Here is a 21,023-nt window from a genome sequence, read left to right as displayed (position 1 = left end):
CCATGTGTACCCTTCCGGGTGACAGTAAGTCAACAGTTTGTCCTGACATACTTTGTTCGGACAAACTCACCGAACCGGGGAGCGGCATGTTGGCCGGAAACATGAGCCGGTGGGGCCTGGTCCCCGACGTGCAGCTGGACCGCAACAGCCCGGTGCCGCTGTACTTCCAGGTGGCCAGTCGGATCCAGCAGCTGATCGAGGAGGGCGAGCTGCCGGTGGGCGGCCGGCTGGAGAACGAGGTCGAGCTGGCCGACCGGCTGGGCGTCTCCCGACCGACCATGCGCCGGGCGATCGGCTACCTGGTGGACCGGGGCATGCTGGTGCGCAAGCGCGGCGTCGGTACACAGATTGTGCAACCGAAGCTGCGCCGCCCGGTGGAGCTCTCCAGCCTGTACGACGACCTGGTGAAGTCCGGCCAGCGGCCGCACACCGAGATCACCGTGCTGGAGATCCGCCCGGCCCCGGACGCCATCGCGGAGGCGCTCGGCATCCCGTTCGGCACGGAGATCACCTGGATGGAGCGGCTGCGCTACTCGGACGGCGAACCGCTGGCCCTGATGCACAACGCGGTTCCGGTCGACGTGCTCCGGCTCACCCGCGCCGACCTGGCCGAACGCGGCCTCTACCAGCTGCTGCGGGCCGCCGGCCACCACCCGAGAATGGCCAACCAGACGGTCGGCGCGAAGGCCGCGACCGCCCAGGAGGCCAAGCTGCTCGGCGAGCGCCGCGGCGCCCCCATGCTCACCATGACCCGCACGGCCTGGGACGCCGAAGGCCGCGCGGTCGAGTACGGCTCGCACCTCTACCGCGCCGGCCGCTACTCCTTCGAACTCACCCTCACCACCTGACTCAGCCCGCGGAAGTGACCGAATCGTCTGAGGTGGGAGACGAGCGGTAGGCGACGCGTTGGCGGGCGGTGTTGCGGCCGGCGTCCACCTTCACCGGCTCGTTGACCCCGCCCAGGCCGAACGCGGGCATGTTCACGTAGACGACGTCGGTGCCGCCGGGGCGGACGCGGTACGCCTCGTGGTAGGCGCCGACGGTTCCGTCGTCGCCGATCTTGCGCGCATAGCGGCGCCACGCGGCCAGGTGCGGGGCGTCCGGGTTGGCGGCGAACGCCTGCAGTTCCTCCATGCTGCGCCAGTACTGCACCATCAGCGTGGTCCGGCCGAACCAGGTGTGATTGGCCAGCAGGCCCTCCTCGTGCGTGGCCAGGTGACGCAGGCTGGCGAACATCGCGCGGAAGACGAACCACCACTTGTCCACCCGCCACCAGTGGTTGAACCGCATGCCGATCAGGACCAGGACGACGCCCTCTTCGCCCAGATCGGCGGTGTAGCGCCCGGGCAGCACCTTCGGTCCGAACATCGCGGCCTCCTCGGCTCGGCGGCGAGCTAGAGCGAGTCCGGTTGAGTCTATAACGCCGTTACGACTCGCGGTAGGCGCCTCGATCGATCATCTTCTGGATCTGCGGCCGGATCACCTGCTCGCGGAACTCGGCGTGGGTGAACGGTGCACGAGATGTATACAGGTTCTTCGGGTAGATCGGGTCGGCGTAAACCAGCTGGTAGAGCTCGGTGCGCAGGTCCTTGGCCCAGTTGTCCCACTGCGCGTGGGTGCGGAAGTGGCGCAGCGCGCCGATGTCCACCGTGCCGGCCACGTACGAGGAGCCCGCGCCGTACAGGTGCTGGCCCACCACCCGGCCCTTGTAGTCGATCACCATGGATCGCCCGCCGAACGTGTCGATCGGGTCGGCGGACTCGGGCGTCAGGTAGTAGGTGGCCAGGTTCGGCGCGATCACGTAGAGGTTGTTGTCCAGCGCCCGCGCCCGGCTCTGGATCTCGAAGAACTCGTTGCCGGTGTGCGGGTGCGGGTAGGACGCCCGGTACAGCACCTCGGCGCCGTTCAGCGCCAGGCCGCGGGCGTTCTCCGGGTAGGAGCCCTCGTTGGCCATCAGCACGCCCAGCCGGCCGATGGCGGTGTCCGCGACCGGGAAGAACGCGTCGAGCGTGCAGCCGTACAGCTCCACCCAGCGGTCCCACACATCGTGCGGGGTGACCGAGTGCTCCACCGGGTAGAGCGTGCTCAGTTTGTAGTGCTTCAGCACGATCTCGCCGGTCGGGTCTAGCGCGAACCCGACGTTGAAGAACCGGTCCGGGAACTCCGGGTGCCGGGCCTTGGCCTGCGCCATCACGTAGGTGTCGTACTCCCGGGCCAGGTCACCGAGGAAGCGGGTCTCCGGCCCGGGGATGTCGATCGCGCACTCGTTGGCGAACGTGGCGTGGTCGAGGTCCAGCACCTCGTCGTTGAATGCCTGCAGCCCGCCCTCGGGGATGGCCACCAGCCGCACCGGCAGGTCCAGGCTGGACAGCCAGAACGCGGCCTTGAACAGGTGCGCGATGTGCTCCAGGTTGCGGCCGATGTCGGCCCGGGTGCGGATGCCCCGCACGGTCGGGATGAGTCCTACGGCGGTGTACGGCTCAATTCGCTCGGGCATCCGTCCAGCCTGGCAGGCCTGCATACAGTGGGCATACCGTTTATGCGGCGGTCAGCTGTCGTCGTCGTCCGAGGGGATGTCGCCCTGGTTGCCGGGCCGCCAGGTGTAGCCGTCCTCGGTGGGTTTGTCGCAGATCTCCACCCCGCTGGAGCCGCCGATCCGGGTCGCCCCGTAGCTGCAAGCCGGCACCTTCGGCTTCTCCGAACGGCGCGGCTGGTCGTCCCGGTCCTCGTCGGACACGGACGCCGACCGGCTCGGCGCGTGCGTGGCCTTGGTGTTCGCGGCGGGCGGCTTCGGCTTGGCGGAGGTGGTGGGGGTGGCCCGCGCGGACGGCGGGGGTTCCGGCGAGGGCGACGGGCTCGGCTGGCCGGGGCCGCCGATCGGGCCGACGAAGTCGCTGCCCGAGCCCGGCGACCCGTCGTCGTTGCTCAGCTGCAGGCCCTCGCCGGTGATCAGGCCGACGGCCAGGCCGGCGGCCACCGCCACGGCCAGCACGGCCAGCGCCGAGGTGATCGCCCAGCGCGGGTCGCGCTGTTGCTGCGGCTGCTGGTGCGGTTGCTGGTGCGGCGGCCCCCAGCCGGCCATGGCGTCCCGGGCCTTCGCCGCGTCCCGCTCGCGCAGCCACAGGTAGACGCCCGGAATGGCGAGCAGGAGCGCAAGCACCAGCCCGGCCAGCCGGGTCACCGGGATGCATACAAGCAGTACACAGACGACGGCCAGGCCGAGCAGGATCAGCCCGTAAGGGGGGTCCCTGCGCGGCGGTTCCGGGTCGATCTTGGTGGTGCGTTCGGCCGAGTTGGCGACGGTGAACATCTCGTCGTACGACACGCGCTCACCTTTCCGGGGCGGGACTCCTGCCAATCGAGCCAACGAGCAAGGTACCGAATGGGGGATTGCGGACCGGACATCGGTTGTAATAGCAGCCACTATCTACGCTCATGCTGACTACCGAACTGTGTCGGACCTGGGGTTACCGGCTGCCCATCTGGAACGCCGGGATGGGCGGCGGGATCGCCGGCTCGGAACTGGCCGCCGCCGTGACCGGTGCCGGTGGCCTGGGCGTGCTCGGCATGGGTGGGCTGCCCGAGCCGGTGATCCGCGCGGAGATCGCCCGCACGCGGGAACTGGTCGGCGCGGCACCGTTCGGGGTCAACATCATCATGCCGATGGTCGCGGACGAGGCGCAGATCCTGTGCTGCCTGGACGAACGGGTGCCGGTGCTGGTGCTGTTCTGGGGCGACCCGGCGCCGTACGTGGACCGCGCGCGGGAGGCCGGGACCAAGTTGGTCGCCCAGGTCGGCTCGGTGGAGGACGCCCAGCGGGTGGCCGCCGCCGGCGTGGACGCGGTGATGATCCAGGGCGTCGAGGCCGGCGGCCACGTGTGCGCGCGGACGTCCCTGTCCGTGCTGCTCCCGGCGGTGGTGGACGCGGTCGCGCCGCTGCCGGTGATCGCGGCCGGCGGAGTGGCGGACGGGCGGGGCCTGGCCGCCGCGCTGGCCCTGGGCGCCTCCTCGGTGTCCCTGGGCACCCGGTTCCTGTGCAGCGACGAGTCACAGGCCGGCTACCGGGAACGGGTGGCCGCGGCGACCGCCGAGGACACCTACCTGACCAAGCTGTTCGACATCGGCTGGCCGGACGCCACGCACCGGGTGCTGCGCAACCGCGCTGTATACGAGTGGGAGACAGCCGGTATGCCCGCGTCCGGGCAGCGCCCCGGTGAGGGCGAGCCGGTGGGCAGCATGCCGGTGGCCGGCGAGTCGGTGGAGCTGCCCCGGTACGCGGTGTTCCCGCCGCTCCGTGGTTTCACCGGAGACCTGGAGCTCACCGCGCTCTACGCCGGCGAGTCCTGCACGCTGGTCAACGACATCCGCCCGGCGGCCGAGATCGTCGCCCGGCTGGCCGCCGAGGCGGACCGCTAAGCCAGCTCCGGCGAGCCCTTGACCCGGGGGAGGGCATGAAGCGAGCGGACTCAGCGAGCACTCGATGCACCCGCCCTGCTGATTACTCCAGGTGAGGATGGCTGAGGGCCAGGCCGCGTCGAGTGGTAGCTCAGTCGCCCCGATTCATGATCAAAAGGCGACTGAGCTACCCCTCGATGAGTCCGCGCCGTCCCAGGCTGCCCCGGGGCTTGAAAGGCGCTCACCGTTGGTGAGCCGATGGTGGCGGGGTGGTGATCGAGTCAAAACCCGCGCGCCAGTTTGGCGGACATGGATTTCGTGGTTGCGCCGGCTGGTGCGCGCGTTCAGCGGAACGTGATCGCTTCAGCTGGCTGAACGGCTTTGAGTTACGCCGCTCCGGTGTCCGCCCGGCGGGCCTCGACGCTGCGGCGCAGGGCCTCGAGCAGGTCGGTGACCTCGGTGGCCTCCGGCGCCTCCGGGGCGGCCTGCACCTCGTTGCCCGCGCGCTTGTCCTCGATCAGCTGGCGGACCCGGTCGGTGTAGGTGTCCCGGTAGTCGTCGGGCCGCCACGGCGCGCTCATCGACTCGATCAGCGTGCGGGCCATGTCCAGCTCGCGGCTGTCGGCGTCGTGCTCGGCCTCGGGCAGGAAGTCCAACTGCTCACGCGGCGAGCGGATCTCGTCGGCGTAGAAGAGTGTCTCCAGCGAGAGCACGCCGTCGGAGGCGCGCACCGCCGCCAGGTACTGCTTGCCGCGCAACACGAAGTTGGCGATGGCCACCCGGCCGGTGGACTCCATGGCCGCCGAGAGCAGCGCGTACACCTTGCCGTTCTCCTCCTTGGCCGGAGCCAGCCAGTACGTCTTCTGGTAGTGGATCGGGTCGATCTCGTCCAGGTCCACGAACGCGATCACCTCGATGGACCGTGACCGCCCCGGCGCGATCTCGTCCAGCTCGGCCGGCTCGATGATCACGGTCTGGCCGTCCTCCTCGTGCCCGCGCACGATGTCCCGGAAGGCGACCTCCTCACCGGTGCGCTCGTTGATCCGCTGGTAGCGGATGCGGTCCGTGGTGCCGCGTTGGTACTGGTGGAAGTGCACGGTGTGGTCTTCGGTCGCGCTGTACAGTCCGACCGGCACGGTGACCAGCCCGAACGAGATCGAGCCGGTCCAGATCGCACGGGGCATGCGCCTCTCCTATCCCTTGTCCAGTGCGGTGAGCCGCTCCCGCGCGACGGCGACCCGGCGCCGGGTGTCCCGCAGCGCCCGCTCGGCGTCCTCGTGGGTGCGGCGGGCGGTGCGGGCGCGTTGCCTGGCGTCCCGTTCGGCCTGCTCGGCCGCGATCAGCTCGGCGCGCCGGTCGGCGACCGCCCGGTGGGCCTGGGCTTCCTCGCCGGCGGCCCGTTCGCGGTCGGCCTCGGCTTCGGTGTGCCGCCGTTCGGTGTCGGCCAGGCGCGTCTCCAGCTCGGCCAGCTCCCGGCGGGCGCGCAACACCGCCGCGCTCGGCCGCGCCGGTTCCCCGCTGGGTCGCGCCGGTTCCTCCGTGACCGCCGTGCCCGCAGCCGCGCCCCGACGTCCGGCGCCGTCCCCGCCCTTCGCAACGCCGTCGGCTCCCGCAACGTCGTCGGCTTTCGCAACACCGTCGGCTTTCGCTAAGCCGTCGCCTCCCGCAACCTCGTCGCCTCCCGCAAGATCGTCGCCTCCCGCAACGTCGTCGCCTCCCGCTACGCCGTCGGCAGGAGAACGGTCATCGGATGCCGGGTCGGTGGTGGCCGTTGTGCCGGGAGCGTCGACTCGGTGTGCCGAGAACGTCGACTCGGCGTGCTCAGACTGCCGACTCGGTGTGCCGGGAGCGCCGACTCGCCGGGAAACGGGGAGAGCGTTGGGCCAGTGGTTGGCGGCATCGGCTAGTTCTTTGGGGGTGGTCAGGCGGCCCAGGGTTAGGGCTCGGGCGGCGTCGGGGGAGGCCAGGGCGGCGGTGAACATCTCCTCCAGTTCGCGGGTGACCGTTTCGCTGACCGGGACGCCGGCGCGTTCGCCCGCGGTGCGGGACGCTTCGGTCAGGGTGGTCAGCACGGTGCGGCGCTGGGCGGAGAGCTCGCGCAACGCGGCGCCGTCCAGGCGGTCGTGGGCCGCGCGCATGGACCCGCCCAGCTCGGCCAGCTCGGCCAACCGGTCCGGGTCGTCCCGGGCGAGCCGGTTGACCAGCCACGCGGCCACCGTCGGCCGCCGGAGCCGACCGATCGCGCCGGCCAGCTCGCGGTCCCCGCCGGCCTTGGCCTCCTTGGCCCGCGCGTCACGGGCCGGGGTGAACTCCTCGCGAGGCAGCGCGTACAGCGCGTCGGCCACCTCGTCGAGATCCACCGGACCAGCTTGTCACGCCGGCAAACTGTGTGTCCGCTGTGGCGCTCCTGTCGGTTCACTCAGAACCGCCTCAAACGACCGGCGCCGCCGGTCCCGGCGTGATTAGCATCGGTGAGGTGAACCGACAAAACCGCAGGTGGAAACGTCGCGCCGCCGTCTGTATCGGCCTCGGAGCCGTCGCGGTGATGGTGGTCGCCGGCTGCGGGCGGGGCGGCGGGGGCAACCAGCCGCCGCCGGCGGCGAGCGGCCCTCCGGGAGCCACCGCGCCGCCCCGGGCCGACTGCGCCAAGCAGGTCAGCGACTCCGACGGCCTGTCGTCCGCGCTGAACTCCGCGTCCGCCGGGGACGTCATCTGCGTGACCGGGGACCTGAGCGACTCCCGGTTGAAGATCAAGAAAGGTGGCTCGGCGGACAAGCCGGTCCAGGTGGTCGGGGACGGCCGCACGGCGGTCAAGGGAATCGACGTGGAGGCCGACAACGTGGTGGTCGACGGCTTCACCGCCGACCAGCCCAAGGCGCCCGGCGCCTCGCTCAAGGGCAACAACATCACCCTGACCAACACCACGATCAACAGCCCCGAGAAGGGCGACGGCGACGGCATCCGGTTCTGGGGCGACAACATCAAGATCCTGCACAACACGGTCACCGACACCCGCAACGAGCGCGGCTCGCATGCCGACTGTATGCAGAGCTTCGCCACCGACTCGGACAGCCCGGCCAGCCACAACGTGCTGATCGACGGCAACCGCTGCACCGAGATCGACAACAACTGCCTGATTGTGGAGGGCCCGAACAGCAGCGCCGGCGACGGCAGCGGCGAGGGCGAGACCACCGGCATCACGTTCAGCAACAACTACTGCCAGAACAAGGCGGCCCAGGCGGTGCTGCTGGACGACGTGCGGCACGCCACGATCACCGGCAACGAGGTGGTCTCCAAGATCAGCCACGCCTGGGCGCTGCAGAACAAGAGCACCGACGCGGTCATCAAGGACAACCGGGCCGGATCGGTCCACTTCGAGGTCGGCATGGACGACAGCTCGCAGCCGGGTTACCAGGGCCCGGCCTCCGGCGGCGCCCCCTAAACGGCACAGCCCTCCGGCGAGTCGGGGATCTGGGTACGGTGAGTCGGGGATTCAGGTACAGCGGCGTGAGCCCGCGCCGGCCGGGCGAGCCCGTGCGCCTGCCTACGGCGTCTTGACGACCGACTTCACGTGCAGCACCGGCTTGCCGTTCTCGTCCCAGGTGAGCGGGGCGACGAACATTGCCCGCTGGCCGGGCGCGGTGTACCCGTGGAAGATCAGGTAGTCGTTCTTGGAACCGGGCACCACGTCCTGCCCGCCCGGGTTGGTGATCGCCCCGCCCAGGGTTTCCTTGCTCAGGAACTGCCCGGGTGCCTTCTCGAACGCGCTGGCCAGCGACGACGACGTCGCGTAGTTCACGAAGTACTTGCCGCTGTTGAACGCGTTGCCCGAGTAGAAGAGCACGTAGTTGTCGCCCTGCCGCACCAGCGTCGGCGCCTCCACGATGTTGCCTTCCTCGGGCCGGTCGGACTGGATGAGCGCCCGGCGGGAGCCGATCGGGGTCATGCCGTCGATGGAGACCTGCTGCAGCCAGATGGTCGCCTTGCCCCGGCCGCTGGTGTAGAGCAGGTACTGCTTGCCGTTGCTGTCGGTGAACGCCTTCGGGTCGATCGAGTCGATGTCCTCGGGCCGGCACACCAGCGGCTTGTCGCCCACCTGCTGGAACGGCCCGGTCGGCGAGTCGGCCAGCGCCACCCCGATGCACTGCACGTTCTGCGGAGTCGCCCGCGCGGTGAAGTACAGGATGTAGGTGCCGTCGCTGCGCGCCGCGACCTCGGGCGCCCACACGTTGCCGTTGCCGGCGCCGTCCTTGCCGACCCAGCTCGGCAGGTCTGGCATGGCGTCGTTGACCACCGTCCAGCGGCCGTTCAACTTGGTCGACCGCTGCACCGGCACATGCCAGACCTTGCCATTGTAATTGCTCGCCGTTGAATAGGCGTAATAGGTATTCCCGACGGCCAACAGGGCCGGGTCGGGGAAATCCCTGGCAATAATCGGTTGAATTGTCACGGTGCTGGCCGCGGTCGTCGCGACAACGACCGCCGCCACCACGGGCGGGGTCGTCAACAGGCGCATCCAGCTGCCGCGAAGAAAGGGAGACATCGAGGACACACAGTAGCGTGTCTCAACCTGCAGTCCAGAGTTTTCCTACTCGAACAGGTGAGGTCGGCGTGTCGCGTGGTTACGCTGGGCGATTGACCAGCTAGGCAGCCCGATCGGCGTACCACCCGCCGTGGCCGGCGTCACCCCATCAGCCGCAGCCGCACGCGCCCCCGCAGCAGCCGCCCCCGGCCGCCGGCGCCGGTGCTCCGCCGAACCCGCCGCCGCTCCCGGTTAGCGCGATCGCGGACAGCAGCTTGACCGTGTCGCCGTGGCCGACTGGGCAGGTCGCGGGGTCGCCGGCGGCGCTCATCGGGCGGTTCACCTCGAACACGCCCGGCTCGCCGAGTCCGACACATTCCCGGCAGCGGAATTCGTAGCGCGGCATTCCGCAATGGTAGGCGAGCGGCGGGCCGGCGGCCACGCCACGCCGTCGCGCACCGATACTTGCTCATCACTTGATCGAGTTATACCGTCACCCGCTGACCGAGCGTTGCCGGCAGCGGCGTCATCGACGGCCGCGACGGCACGAATTCCGGATTAACTCGGGCTGTCCGCCGAACCCTTTCAAAGCTCCAGGAACGGCCCGCGGGCGCCCGTCCGGACGCTTATTGACAATGCCGCGGGAAAGTGCCGGAAAAACATCCGGAGAAAAGTGTTGCGAGGTTTCGCGACGGCGCGCAGAATGGTGTGGCGGCCGAGTGCTGATAACTGTCTGAAGTTGTCGGTGATCAAGATCCACTCGAAAGAGTGAGTAACTTTTTGATCTTTCACTTGAGTCCCATTTGTGCCAGAAAAGTGTACGAGTTGTGACATAACAGTTACCTTGTGCTCGTCGGCGTGGGCTCCCCGCATGTATCGCCGATGATCATGAAGGTCCGTGTTCCGGAGGGCAGCGTTCCCCAACGCTGGGCACCCTTTTTCAACTGGAGGGGAATTTTGTACAAGAAGGCAGCAATCGTCGCGGCGGCAGCTGGCGTCAGCCTGCTCGCGCTGAGCCCGTTCGCGTTCGCCAGCGACAACGAGCAGGACGGCCACTACAACCAGAACGGCACGGCCGTGCAGATCCCGATCCAGGCCTGCAACAACTCGACCTACGAGGGCACCGTCGGCTACCTGGCCAAGGACCTGTCCAACGAGGACGAGCACAACGGCAAGTGCGACCAGGACAACAGCGCGAAGAACTGAGTACGCGCTGAGTGAGGGGGGCGCCGGATCTTTTGCACTGGGGTTCGGCGCCCCTTGCGCGTTCTCAGGAAAGAACGTACCCACCCGTCTGGAGCATCCACTCGGGCTGCGCGGTCGGCCGCCTAGTGAAAGAGTTAAGTAGGTCATAAGGCGGTCTAAGGACAACGCGGTCTGGGGAGGCTTCCTCGAATGAGTGAACAGCTGAGCATGGGTGAACTGCTCGCCGACGCGCCGAAGAACTGGGGGCGCTGGGGTGAGCAGGACGAGCTCGGTTCCCTCAACTTCCTGACCCCCGCCGAGGTGCTGCGCGGGGTGTCGCACGTACGCACCGGCGAGGTGTTCACCTTGCAGCGGCTGATCGGTGATCCCAACGGGGACCCGGTCTGGCCGGGCCGTGAGCCGGCCCAGCGCACAATGATCATCGATGAGTCGGCCTGGGACGGCGCGGATGCGCCGAACTTCCCCGGCGGCCTGCACTACGCGGACGACAAGATCCACGCGTTCCTGCAGGGTTCCACGCAGTACGACGCCCTCGGCCACGTCTGGTACGACGGCAAGATCTGGAACGGGTACGACGCGCGCACCACGATCGGCGGCATGGACAAGGCCAGCGTGGAACCCATCGCGCAGCGCGGCGTGGTCGGCCGGGGCGTCCTGCTGGACATGGCCCGGTTCCGGGGCAAGGAGAACCTCGACAAGGGCGAGACGTTCTCCCACACCGACCTCGAGGAGTGCGCGGCCGCCCAGGGGCACACCATCGAGCCGCACGACATCCTGTTGATCAGGACCAACTTCCTGCGGCTGTTCTTCGCCGAGGGCGAGAGGTTCTACGAGAACTTCTCCGAGCCCGGCCTCACCTACAGCCCCGAGCTGGTCCAGTGGTTCGCGGACCGGGAAATCCCGAACCTGGTGACCGACACGATCGCCAACGAGACCACCTACGAGCCGGAGACCGGCATCGCGCTGCCGTTGCACTGCGCGTTGATGCGCAACCTCGGCATCGCGCTCACCGAGATCTGCGACCTGGAGGAGCTCGCCGCCAGCTGCGCGGAGGACGGCCGCTACACCTTCCTCTACGCCGCCGCGCCGCTCAAGGTGCACCGAGCCACCGGCTCACCGGTCAACCCCCTCGCCATCAAGTAGCGGACGGCCGGCCGATGAGCAGCTATACCGCCCGGCCATGGCTGGGCCGCTACAACGACGGCCTCCCGGCGGACATCCACACCGACTACCCGACGATGCTGGAGCTGTTCGCCGCCTCGGTGGCCCGCGCACCGCAGACGGCGGCCATCCGCTACTTCGACGGTGTGCTCACCCTGGCCGACCTGGACCGGGCTTCGGGCGCCCTGGCCGCCGGCCTGGCCGCGCACGGCTTCGCGCCCGGTGACCGGCTCGCGGTGTACACGCAGAACAACCCGGCATTCGTGATCGGGCTGCTCGGCGCCTGGAAGGCCGGCGGCGCGGCGGTGGCGATCAACCCGATGAACAAGGCGCGCGAGCTGACCTACCTGCTCGCCGACTCCGGGGCGACCGCACTGCTCTGTCTGGACGAGCTGTACGAGTCGGTGGCCCGGGACGTGATCGCGCACGCCGACGGCGTCCGGGTTCACACGGTGATCACCTGCTCTCCGCTGGACTGGCAGACGCGCAACGACCCACGCCTGTTCGCGCAAACCGTAAAGACGCACCCCGACAAAACCCTGGACCTGCTGGAGCTGCTCGACCAGCACGCCGACGGGGCGCCGCCGGCGGCGCCCCCGCCCGGCCCGGACGACGTCGCCGTGCTCACCTACACCTCGGGCACCACGGGCGTGCCCAAGGGCGCGATGAACACGCACCGGAACATGTCGTTCAACTCGCAGACCTACCGCGAGTGGATGCGCATGACCCCGGCCGACTCGGTGCTCGGCGTGGCGCCGCTGTTCCACATCACCGGGCTGATCGGGCACATCGGCGTGGCCCTGCTGGTGCCCAGCCCGCTGGTGCTGGCGCACCGGTTCGAGCCGGGGGTAGTGCTGGACACCGTCCGCGAGCACCGGCCCACGTTCACCGTCGGCGCGATCACCGTGTTCATCGCGCTGACCCAGGTGCCCGGGGTGACCAAGTCGGACTTCGAGTCCTTCCGCCTCGTCTACTCGGGCGGCGCGCCGATCGCGCCCTCGGTGACCGACCGGTTCGAGGCCCTGACCGGGCACTACATCCACAACTGCTACGGGCTGACCGAGACCAACTCGCCGTCGCACGCCGTACCGGCCGGGGTGCACGCCCCGGTGGACCCGGCGTCCGGCGCGCTGTCCGTCGGCGTGCCGGTGTTCAACACCGTGGTGCGGATCCTCTCCGACACGGGGGAGGAGGTCCCGGTCGGCGAGATCGGGGAAATCGCCACCTGCGGGCCACAGGTGGTGCCCGGCTACTGGAACAAGCCGGACGCGACGGCCACCTCGCTGCCCGGTGGCGAACTGCGCACCGGCGACGTCGGATTCATGGACGCGGACGGCTGGTTCTATCTGGTCGACCGCAAGAAGGACATGATCAACGCGGCGGGTTACAAGGTGTGGCCGCGCGAGGTGGAGGACGTGCTCTACGGCCACCCGGACGTGCTGGAGGCCGCCGTGGTCGGTATACCCGATGCATACCGGGGCGAGAGCGTGCGGGCCTACGTCTCGCTGCGCCCGGACGCCGAGGTGACCGCGGCCGAGCTGATCGAGTACTGCAAGGGCCAGATGGCCGCCTACAAGTACCCGCGTTCCATCGAGTTCCTGGATGAGCTGCCCAAGACCACCACCGGGAAGATCCTGCGCCGGGAGTTGCGCGACCGGGCTGCCGCCGGTTGATCCGCGCGGCGAATAAAGGACGGCCGGTGCCGACGATGTCGCCGGCCGTCCCCTCGCCTCGCGGACTCGGGCCTCAGGACCGGGAGGCCGGCGCGCGCAGGCGGTTCGGGTGCTCGGGGTCCAGCTTGATGAACACCAGGAAGTACGAGTGGTTCTTGCGCGCGTGCTCCTGGCGGAGCAGCCGGGCCACCACCGGCCGGTTCGGCCGCACCACCACGAACAGGTCCTTGCAGTAGAAGCCGTCCGCCGTGTAGGCGTTGATCAGCTCGACGTGGGTGAGCCGCTGCCGGTTGGCGCTCACCTCGTCCTGGCACTTGACGATGAACACGCCGTGGTTGCGCAGCACCCGCCGGGCCTCGGCGCCGGCGCGCAGGTACAGGTCGATCACCGCTTCGTGGTAGCGGGGCGCCCCGTCCACCGGAGCGGTCGCCTGGCCCGCGGAGTAGCTGGCCCGGAACGGCGCGTGCGAGCCCGCCCCGGCCAGGTGCGTCTCGGACCGGCGGAACAGGCCCTCCATGTACGGCGGGTCGAGCACCACGCAGTCCAGCCCGCCGTCCGGGTAGGGCAGGTCGCGGCAGTCCACGCCGGTCTGCAGGTCGGTGCCGAGCACGCGGTAGCCGTCCTGGCGGACCTTGCGCCAGAACGCACCCTTGCCCCAGGTCACGTCGGCCACCCGGGAACCCGGGGGGACGTGCAGGTCCAGGATCAACGGGAAGACATCGGCGTTGGTGCCGATGTGCGCGCTCACCGTGACCTGGGTTGTCGCGACACCGTCCGGCCTCTTCCGGCCGTTCGCCGCCCGATCGGTCCCAGTCTCCATGACACCCCCGCTGGAATCGGGCGCAAGGCTAGCAACGGCGGCCGCTCGAACAGGGCATTCGGCGCAACACGCGGGAAACGGGTTACCGGTCCGGGTGTTTCGGCGCCCGGATGGACCAGCGCCGCGAGCCGTCCCAGGAGATAGCCTCTGATCATGACCCCCGGCATCCGAGTGGTGACGATCGCCAACCTGAAGGGCGGTAGCGCCAAGACCACCTCGGCGGCCTTCCTGGCGCACGCGTTCCACGAGCGCGGGCGGAAGGTGGTGCTGGTGGATGCCGATCCGCAGGGGTCGGCGCTGCGCTGGCACGGGCTCGCCGGATGGCCGGTCCCGGCGATGGGCCTGGCCTCCACGGCGCTGCACCGGCAGCTCTGGGGCGTGGTCGACCCGGAGCGCTGGGACACCGTGGTGATCGATACGCCGCCGCTGGAGGAGCGGGACGGCATCGTGTCCGCCACCCTCCGCGTGGCCACCGACGTGCTGGTTCCGATCGCGCCCACGATGATGGAGCTGGACCGGGTCGGGCCGGTGTTCAAGGCCCTCGAGGATGCCGCCGGTCACCGGGAGGAGGATCCCACCGTGGCCGTGCTGCTCACCCGGACCGTGGCCCACGCGACCAGCACCGAGACCGTGCGCGAGATCCTCGAGGGGCAGGGACGCCGGGTGCTCTACGCCACCGTGCCCCGCCTGGAGCGGTACGCGCAGGCGTTCGGCGCGGGCATCCCGGACCACGACGTGCCGTACGGCACCGCCGCCGACGAGCTTCTGCGGGGCTGGACCTGATGGCCCCCGACCGCCGCGCCGACCTGGCCGCCCGGGCCGCCGCCGTGGCCGGCGGCACGGCGCCGGCCGACCCGGAGGCCGCCGCCCGCGCCCCCCGGACCAGGCCGGTCCGGGTGACCGTGGAGCTCTCCCCGATGGAGCACAAGGCCCTGCGCCAGTGGTGCGCGCAGACATCCGCCGACCTTGACCTGCCCCTGGTCGCCGGCGCTGAGGTGTTCCGCGCGCTGCTCTCCCTGATGCGCACCGACCCCGCCGTGGCCGAAGCCGTCCGCACCGAACTCAACCGCACCGGCGGCTCCCGCCGCCGCCACTAACCCCCTCTCCCGCGAGTCGGCACTCTCATCCCCGCGAGTCGGCGGTTTCGCCACACCCGCTCCGGCCGTACCTGAATCCCCGACTCACCGTGCCCGAATCCCCGACTCGCGGGGTGGGGAAGGGGGGTGGGGTTGTCGGGGGGTGCGGGTAGCGTGAGGTCGTGGCGGGTCGCTGGGTGCTCCACCTGGACCTGGATGCGTTTTTCGCGTCGGTGGAGCAGCTGACCCGGCCGACGCTGGCCGGGCGGGCGGTCCTGGTCGGAGGGCTGGGGCCGAGGTCGGTGGTGGCCGGCGCGAGCTACCAGGCCAGGGTGCACGGCGCGCATTCCGCGATGCCGATGTCGCGGGCGCGGCGGTTGGTGCCGGCCGCCGTGGTGTTGCCGCCGCGGCTGGCGGTTTACCGGGTGCTGTCCGAGCGGGTGTTCGACGTCGTGCGGCGGATCGACGGCGCGATGGAGCAGATCTCCATCGACGAGGCATTCGTGGAGCCGTCGGGCCTGTTCGGCGCCGGCCCCGACGAGGTGTTGGAGTCCGCCGAACGGCTGCGCGCGGACATCCGCGCGAGCACCGGGCTGACCGCCTCGGTCGGCGCCGGCTCGGGCAAGCAGCTGGCCAAGATCGCGTCGACCATGGCCAAGCCGGACGGGATCAAAGTGGTGCCGCAGGGCACGGAGAAAGACCTGCTCGCGCCGCTGCCGGTGCGCAAGCTCTGGGGCGTGGGGCCGGTCGCCGAGACGACCCTGCGCCGGGCCGGCGTGGACACCATCGGCAAGTTCGCCGCACTCACCCTGCCCGAGGTGACCGCGCTGATCGGCAACGCCATCGGCACCGAACTGCACGGCCTCGCGCAGGGCGTGGACCACCGCCCGGTGGCGCAGCGGGGCGAGGCGAAACAGGTGAGCGCGGAGACCACTTTCGACGCGGACCTCTCCGACGTGGAGGCGGTGCGCCGCGCGGTGGCCGAGATGGCCGCGCACGCGCACCGGCGCCTGGTCGCCTCGGGGCGGGCCGCGCGCACGGTCACGGTGAAGATCCGGGGCGCCGACTTCGCCACCAAGAGCCGGTCCGCGACCACCCCCACGGCCAGCACCAACCTGGCCACGCTGGCCGCCACCGCGCGCCGGCTGACCGATGGCGCGCTGCCGGACTCGGGGGTTCGGCTGATCGGTGTCTCGCTGTCCGGGCTCACCGACTTCGTGCAGCCACCCCTGTTCGAGGACGGGACGGAGGAAGCGGACGAGGCGAACGCAAGAAGCGCCGAACCCGCTGAGCCGCCGGGACCGGTGGACCACCAGGTCCCCGAGCGGGCCTGGCGCGCCGGGGACGACGTGCGGCACACCGAACACGGACACGGCTGGGTGCAGGGCAGCGGGCACGGCCGGGTGACCGTCCGGTTCGAGACCCGGAACACCGGCCCGGGCCAGGCCCGCACCCTGGCGGTCGACGACCCGGCACTCACCCGCGCCGACCCCCTCGCCAGCCTCGACTGACCCCGCACCGGCGGGCCGGCCGGGGAGTGCGAGCGCGGTGGGGGTTAGAGGGAGAGGACTCGGCGGAGCCAGGTTAGGAGGTCGGCGAAGACTTCGTCGCGGTTGGTTTCGTTGAAGATCTCGTGGCGGCCGCCGGGGTAGGCGCGCAGGGTGACGTCGGTCAGGCCCGCCTCCCGGTAGCGCGCGACCACCGGGTCGACCAGCGCCATGCCGCCGCCGAGCGGGTCGGCGTCGCCGACCACCACGTACACCGGCAGGTCGGACCGCACCGCCGCGGCGGCAGCGGGATCGGCGGGCCGGGAAGCCTCGGCGAACATCGATTTGCCGGACGGCGTGTCCAGGCCGAACCCGCAGTCGGGGTCGGCCACGTACAGGTCCACCTGTGCCTCGTCCCGCGACAGCCAGTCGAAGTCGGTGCGCGCCGGGGCGAACGGGGCGTTGAACGCGGACAGGTCGATGGGCTCTTCCAAGTTCAGTCCCGGCGCGAGCAGGTCGATCGCCGCCGTGCCGGACAGCACCGCCGCGTCCACCCTGGTGCTGTGGTCCAGCAGGTACTGCTGCACCGCGAAGGAACCCATGCTGTGCCCGATCAGCGCCAACGGCAGCAGCGGCTGGTCGGTGCGCACCACGTCGGTGAGCCGGCCGATGTCCCGGACCAGCTCCACCCAGCCGTTCTCGCCGAGCACCCCGTGGCGCTCGGGGGAGCCCGCCGTGGCGCCGTGGCCCCGGTGGTCCTGGCCGTACACCACCAGGCCGGCCTCGTTCAGCACGCCGGCCAGCGCGTCGTAGCGCAGCACGTGCTCGCCCATGCCATGGGTGAGCTGGACGATCCCGCGCGCCGGGCCGTTCGGGTCCCAGCGGTAGGCGGTGATCCGCACGCCGCCGGCCGAGTCGTACTGAATGGTGGTGGGACTCATCCGGCGGCTCCTCGACGAAACGAGACGAAACGAGACGAAACGAAAGGACGATCTCCCCCGGCACGCTACCGCGTGACCCTCCGTTGTGCGGTGGTGATCGCCCGCCGGGACTCCTACACTGCGCGCGACAAGATCGCGAGGTGGATCATGAGTGAGCCGGGTCAGCCCGAACAGACTCCGAAGATCAAGGAGGCGCGCCAGTTCCCCTGGCAGCTGGGTGTCTCGGTGGCCATCTGGATCCTGCTGGCGCTGATGCTGATCGTGTCCGCGTTCGGTGACTCCTCGAACAGCGCCAGCGACGACGCCTCGCTGGGTCAGCTCAAGGAGCTGAACATCACCACCAACACGGCGGGCAACACCGCGCAGCACACCACCATCTGGATGCTGCTCGGCTTCGCCACGCTGATGATGGCGCTGTTGCTGCTGATCGGGCAGGGCTGGGCGAGGCACGTGCTCGCGGTCCTCGCCCTGGGCGCGGTGGTGGCACTGGCCGCCAGCGGCCGCGTGGTGGAGACCGGCTTCGCGTTCCTGGCGCTGGTGCTCGGCACCGTGCTGCTTCTCCCTCCATCGGTGTACCGATATCTCCGGGGTGAGTAACCGAACCACTCGGAGGGAGTCAGCGGTCGACCCCCGATTGCCCGTATCGCGAAGCATGATCCGCTACAAAGGGTGAGAATTGGTCGTCCTAACTGGTGCGAGTGTTGCTTAATAACACTTGAGTGGTGTCCTCTTCACTCATCGAGGGGTAAGGCCAAGAGTGTGCCGCGCATGCGTATCCAGGGTCGACCTCATGCGTTAGGAGAGTGTTAGACCTGGCGTCTCACCAGCGGCGACCAGGTATAACGGGGTTATCTTGAGGGTTGGGGTTATTCCTCCAAAGGGGTGGTCCTTGCTCTCCCTCCCGATTGGGGGGTGGAGATGCCTCCTACTGCAGATGTAATGGCCGACGCGAAACGGGATGATGATTTCCACGTTGCGGCGGTGGGCGATCCCCAGCGCCCCCTCGCCGCATAGGTGCCGCCAACCCCGATAGCGGCGACCGGGTTACCCGCCTCCCGCGGGCCGGGGACAGCGCGGAGCCGCTGTCCCTGTTGCCGTACCCGGTGGTCGATCGGGTTCGGCACAGCACAGGAATAGGAGTGTGGGATGACGGACCCAGTGCAAAGCACCGGGACGCTCGGGCAGCTCAAGACGGCCCGCCGGCCGAGTGTCGGCCGAGGGCTGCGCAACGCGCCCGGCATGGCTGCGCGCCCGTTGCAGCAGGCCGGCGAGATGTTCGAGCTGTTTATCGAGGTAGTCAAGAGCGCCGTTACAAAGCCGGTCGGGTACTGGGGCGATGTGCGTGAGCAGATGTTCGAGACGCTCAAGCTCTGCTGGCTGCCCATGATCGTGTCCTGCACCGCGTTCGGTATGGGCGCTCCCGGGTTGCAGGGCGGCAACATCTTCCTGCTGTTCGGTATCCCGGAACGGCTGGGCTCGTTCTTCCTGATGGCGAGCGTGCGTGAGTTCGCCCCGTGGATCAACGCCATGGTGGTCGCCGGTGTGATGGGCACCGCGATCACGGCTGATCTGGGTGCCCGGCGCATTCGGGAGGAGTTCGACGCGATGGAGGTTCTCGGCGTCGACCCGGTCCGCACGATCATCCTGCCCCGCGTCATCGCCCTGTTCATCATGACCGGGCTGATGGATGTGGTGGCGCTGTGCTTCGGCGTGTTCGGCGGCCTGATCGCCGCCTGGGAGCTGAACGCGAACCCGAGCGCGTACTTCGCCAACTTCTGGAACAACGCGACCACCACCGACATGTGGTGCAGCGTGGTCAAGACCTCCCTGTTCGGTCTGATCATCGGGATTGTGTGCTGCTACAAGGGCTACCGGGCCGAGGGCGGTCCGATCGGTGTGGGCCGGGCGGTGAACCAGGCGGTGGTGATCGCGTTCGCCGGGATCTGGATGTTCAACTTCGCGTTCACCACGTTGATGTTGGGGCTCAACCCCGACATGCAGGTCTACCGGTAACCGGGAGGAGGAGCCGAAATGACTGTGACTGAAACCGAGCAGCCCGGCGGCGCTCCCGGTTCGATCTCCGGGAACAAGCTGCCGAAGGAGAACGGCCTCAAGAACGTGCTGGCCTCGGTCGGGGAGATCGCCCGGTTCTCCGGCAGCGTGATCCGCTCGTTCCCCGACGTACGCAAGTACAGCAGCGAAACGCTGCACCAGGCGGGCATCCTGATCCTGTCCAGCGGCCTGATCATCTGGGTGATGCAGGGCGTGATGGGCACGGTCTGCGGCCTGGAGGCGGCGTACACGCTGAAGCAGATCGGCGCCCCGATCTACTCGGGGGTGTTCAACGCCTGGTGCGCGATCCGGGAGATGGCCCCGTACATGTGGGGCTACATCTTCGCCGCGAAGGTCGGTTGTGGCCTGGTGGCCGAGCTGGGCTCGATGCGGATCGCCGACGAGATCGACGCCATGGAGGTCATGGGGGTCAAGTCCCGCAGTTACCTGGTGGGCACCCGGGTGATCGCGGTCTGGATCGCCATGCCGTTCCTCTACACCGTCGGCCTGGGCGTCATGTACGTCACCGAGTACATCATCACCGTGGTCAACCTCGGCGGGGTTTCCCCGGGTGGTTATCTCTACATCTTCTGGCTGTACCAGAACCCGGCCGACTTCGTCTATTCAATGGCAAAGATCATGACGATGGGGACATGTATCACCTTCGTCGGCTGCTACTACGGCTTCACCGCACGCGGTGGTTCGGTCGGAGTGGGACGCAACACCGCCAAGTCCATGATGCTGAACATGGTCTTGATCCACATCGTGGGTGTGCTCGGTACCCAGCTGTTCTGGGGACTGTCGCCCAACGCCCCGATCGCTAACTAGTAGAAGCCGCCGGAAAACACACAGGAGCGAGATGTCGTTCAACGCAGAGGTTGGCGGCCGGGAGCAGTCCCGGCAATCCGCCGGGGGCAACGGAAACGGCGATGCCACGCACAGCATGGAGGTGCGGAACGTCTACAAGTCGTTCGGCAACTTCCACGTGCTGGCCGGTCTGGATCTGCAGTTCCAGGATGATGCGATCACCACGATTCTGGGGCCTTCGGGTACCGGTAAGTCGGTGTTGATCAAGCACTTGGTGGGGTTGCTGGAGCCGGACGACGGTGAGGTGCTGATTTTCGGGGAGGATCTGTGGAAGATCTCCGAGAAGGAGCGCTACGAGCTGCGGACCCGGATGGGTGTGTTGTTCCAGGACGGCGCGTTGTTCGGGTCGATGAACATTTATGACAACACGGCGTTCCCGTTGCGCAAGCACACGGACAAGTCCGAGGACGAGATCCGGGAGATCGTGATGAAGCGGCTCACCGAGGTGGGCCTGGAGCGGTCGTGGTCGAAGCTGCCGAACGAGGTGTCCGGTGGTATGCGCAAGCGGGCGGGTTTCGCGCGGGCGTTGGTGATGGATCCGTCGATCGTGTTCTTCGATGAGCCGGACTCGGGTCTGGACCCGGTGCGGACCAGCTTGTTGAACGACTTGATTTTGGATATGCACGCGGAGCATCGGGGCACCTACATGTTGGTGACCCACGATATTCGGACCGCGCGCAAGGTCAGTGACTATGTGGGGCTGATCTGGAAGGGCAAGGTCGTCCACTACGGGGAGGCCGAGGAGGCGTTCGCTTCCAAGGACCCGTTTGTTCGCCAGTTCCTCTCCGGCGAATCCGCCGGCCCGCTGGGAATGGATTAAGCA

The 21,023-nt window shown here is 69.0% G+C and carries 22 protein-coding genes; 13 read left to right on the top strand and 9 right to left on the bottom strand.

Annotated features, from left to right (window positions below; translation table 11 throughout):
• Positions 1 to 86: 86 nt before the first annotated feature.
• Positions 87 to 848 carry a GntR family transcriptional regulator gene (locus ABEB12_RS33885; protein ID WP_345703377.1) on the top strand — a complete coding sequence of 254 codons (762 nt, stop codon included), beginning with the start codon at positions 87 to 89 and terminating at the stop codon, positions 846 to 848.
• A 1-nt stretch (position 849) separates the two neighbouring features.
• Here ABEB12_RS33885 and ABEB12_RS33880 read toward each other — a convergent pair whose 3' ends face one another.
• From ABEB12_RS33880 to ABEB12_RS33870, 3 genes are read right to left on the bottom strand one after another with little or no spacing between them, the layout of a single operon-like run.
• Positions 850 to 1,368: a monooxygenase family protein gene (locus ABEB12_RS33880; RefSeq protein WP_185063794.1), complete on the bottom strand. Its 519-nt coding sequence runs from the start codon at positions 1,366 to 1,368 to the stop codon at positions 850 to 852.
• A 58-nt stretch (positions 1,369 to 1,426) separates the two neighbouring features.
• Positions 1,427 to 2,497 (bottom strand): nitrilase-related carbon-nitrogen hydrolase, encoded by a 1,071-nt coding sequence (locus ABEB12_RS33875; RefSeq protein WP_185063795.1) that lies wholly within the window; start codon positions 2,495 to 2,497, stop codon positions 1,427 to 1,429.
• 51 nt (positions 2,498 to 2,548) lie between these two features.
• A complete protein-coding gene (locus ABEB12_RS33870; protein ID WP_185063796.1) occupies positions 2,549 to 3,325 on the bottom strand; it encodes a hypothetical protein in 777 nt (258 codons plus the stop codon).
• Between the two features lie 110 nt (positions 3,326 to 3,435).
• On the opposite strand from ABEB12_RS33870, the gene ABEB12_RS33865 reads away from it, so the two are divergent.
• The gene (locus ABEB12_RS33865) at positions 3,436 to 4,416 is read left to right on the top strand and encodes a nitronate monooxygenase (RefSeq protein WP_185063797.1); all 981 of its coding nucleotides are present in this window, start codon (positions 3,436 to 3,438) and stop codon (positions 4,414 to 4,416) included.
• 365 nt (positions 4,417 to 4,781) lie between these two features.
• Here ABEB12_RS33865 and ku read toward each other — a convergent pair whose 3' ends face one another.
• Together ku and ABEB12_RS33855 are read right to left on the bottom strand one after the other, a co-directional pair.
• The gene (ku, locus tag ABEB12_RS33860) at positions 4,782 to 5,579 is read right to left on the bottom strand and encodes a non-homologous end joining protein Ku (protein WP_185063798.1); all 798 of its coding nucleotides are present in this window, start codon (positions 5,577 to 5,579) and stop codon (positions 4,782 to 4,784) included.
• A 9-nt stretch (positions 5,580 to 5,588) separates the two neighbouring features.
• Positions 5,589 to 6,755, bottom strand: a complete 1,167-nt coding sequence (locus ABEB12_RS33855; RefSeq protein WP_185063799.1) for a hypothetical protein — start codon at positions 6,753 to 6,755, stop codon at positions 5,589 to 5,591.
• Positions 6,756 to 6,871: 116 nt separating this feature from the next.
• Between ABEB12_RS33855 and ABEB12_RS33850 the strand changes: the two genes are divergently transcribed.
• Entirely contained in the window at positions 6,872 to 7,837 is a 966-nt protein-coding gene (locus tag ABEB12_RS33850) for a right-handed parallel beta-helix repeat-containing protein (RefSeq protein WP_185063800.1), read from the top strand.
• 102 nt (positions 7,838 to 7,939) lie between these two features.
• Here ABEB12_RS33850 and ABEB12_RS33845 read toward each other — a convergent pair whose 3' ends face one another.
• A complete protein-coding gene (locus tag ABEB12_RS33845) occupies positions 7,940 to 8,911 on the bottom strand; it encodes a glycoside hydrolase family 43 protein (RefSeq protein WP_345703383.1) in 972 nt (323 codons plus the stop codon).
• Positions 8,912 to 9,086: 175 nt separating this feature from the next.
• Complete coding sequence (locus tag ABEB12_RS33840; RefSeq protein WP_185063802.1) at positions 9,087 to 9,323, bottom strand: FmdB family zinc ribbon protein; 237 nt, start codon at positions 9,321 to 9,323, stop codon at positions 9,087 to 9,089.
• Positions 9,324 to 9,805: 482 nt separating this feature from the next.
• Here ABEB12_RS33840 and ABEB12_RS33835 point away from each other — a divergent pair, with 482 nt between their 5' ends.
• The 3 genes from ABEB12_RS33835 to ABEB12_RS33825 all read left to right on the top strand — a co-directional run bounded on the left by ABEB12_RS33835 (position 9,806) and on the right by ABEB12_RS33825 (position 12,957).
• Entirely contained in the window at positions 9,806 to 10,123 is a 318-nt protein-coding gene (locus tag ABEB12_RS33835; protein ID WP_185063803.1) for a hypothetical protein, read from the top strand.
• Between the two features lie 189 nt (positions 10,124 to 10,312).
• Complete coding sequence (locus tag ABEB12_RS33830) at positions 10,313 to 11,266, top strand: cyclase family protein (protein WP_185063804.1); 954 nt, start codon at positions 10,313 to 10,315, stop codon at positions 11,264 to 11,266.
• Positions 11,267 to 11,280: 14 nt separating this feature from the next.
• Complete coding sequence (locus ABEB12_RS33825; protein WP_185063805.1) at positions 11,281 to 12,957, top strand: AMP-binding protein; 1,677 nt, start codon at positions 11,281 to 11,283, stop codon at positions 12,955 to 12,957.
• 73 nt (positions 12,958 to 13,030) lie between these two features.
• Here the strand turns inward: ABEB12_RS33825 and ABEB12_RS33820 are convergent, their stop codons facing one another.
• Positions 13,031 to 13,705, bottom strand: coding sequence for a class I SAM-dependent methyltransferase (locus tag ABEB12_RS33820; RefSeq protein ID WP_185063806.1), 675 nt, complete (start codon positions 13,703 to 13,705; stop codon positions 13,031 to 13,033).
• Between the two features lie 225 nt (positions 13,706 to 13,930).
• Here ABEB12_RS33820 and ABEB12_RS33815 point away from each other — a divergent pair, with 225 nt between their 5' ends.
• From ABEB12_RS33815 to ABEB12_RS33805, 3 genes are all read left to right on the top strand, one after another.
• Complete coding sequence (locus tag ABEB12_RS33815; protein WP_185063807.1) at positions 13,931 to 14,560, top strand: AAA family ATPase; 630 nt, start codon at positions 13,931 to 13,933, stop codon at positions 14,558 to 14,560.
• Complete coding sequence (locus ABEB12_RS33810; RefSeq protein ID WP_185063808.1) at positions 14,560 to 14,874, top strand: hypothetical protein; 315 nt, start codon at positions 14,560 to 14,562, stop codon at positions 14,872 to 14,874. Before ABEB12_RS33815 ends, ABEB12_RS33810 begins: the two co-directional genes overlap by 1 nt.
• A 161-nt stretch (positions 14,875 to 15,035) precedes the next feature.
• Entirely contained in the window at positions 15,036 to 16,364 is a 1,329-nt protein-coding gene (locus ABEB12_RS33805) for a DNA polymerase IV (RefSeq protein ID WP_185063809.1), read from the top strand.
• A gap of 44 nt (positions 16,365 to 16,408) precedes the next feature.
• On the opposite strand, the gene ABEB12_RS33800 is transcribed toward ABEB12_RS33805, so the two are convergent.
• A complete protein-coding gene (locus ABEB12_RS33800) occupies positions 16,409 to 17,281 on the bottom strand; it encodes an alpha/beta fold hydrolase (RefSeq protein WP_185063810.1) in 873 nt (290 codons plus the stop codon).
• Positions 17,282 to 17,428: 147 nt separating this feature from the next.
• Here ABEB12_RS33800 and ABEB12_RS33795 point away from each other — a divergent pair, with 147 nt between their 5' ends.
• The 4 genes from ABEB12_RS33795 (at position 17,429) to ABEB12_RS33780 (ending at position 21,020) form a co-directional block, all read left to right on the top strand.
• Complete coding sequence (locus ABEB12_RS33795; RefSeq protein WP_185063811.1) at positions 17,429 to 17,878, top strand: hypothetical protein; 450 nt, start codon at positions 17,429 to 17,431, stop codon at positions 17,876 to 17,878.
• Positions 17,879 to 18,427: 549 nt separating this feature from the next.
• Positions 18,428 to 19,294 (top strand): MlaE family ABC transporter permease, encoded by an 867-nt coding sequence (locus tag ABEB12_RS33790; RefSeq protein ID WP_345703376.1) that lies wholly within the window; start codon positions 18,428 to 18,430, stop codon positions 19,292 to 19,294.
• 18 nt (positions 19,295 to 19,312) lie between these two features.
• Positions 19,313 to 20,161, top strand: coding sequence for an ABC transporter permease (locus tag ABEB12_RS33785; protein ID WP_185063812.1), 849 nt, complete (start codon positions 19,313 to 19,315; stop codon positions 20,159 to 20,161).
• A 31-nt stretch (positions 20,162 to 20,192) separates the two neighbouring features.
• On the top strand, positions 20,193 to 21,020 hold the full coding sequence (locus ABEB12_RS33780) for an ATP-binding cassette domain-containing protein (protein WP_185063813.1): 828 nt from the start codon (positions 20,193 to 20,195) through the stop codon (positions 21,018 to 21,020).
• Positions 21,021 to 21,023 lie beyond the last annotated feature (3 nt).

Origin of the sequence: Actinospineispora eucalypti (assembly GCF_039543365.1) — a bacterium.
GTDB lineage: Bacteria > Actinomycetota > Actinomycetes > Mycobacteriales > Pseudonocardiaceae > Pseudonocardia > Pseudonocardia eucalypti.
Note: the sequence above shows the minus strand (reverse complement) of the source record. Positions and strands in the feature narration are given on the sequence as shown.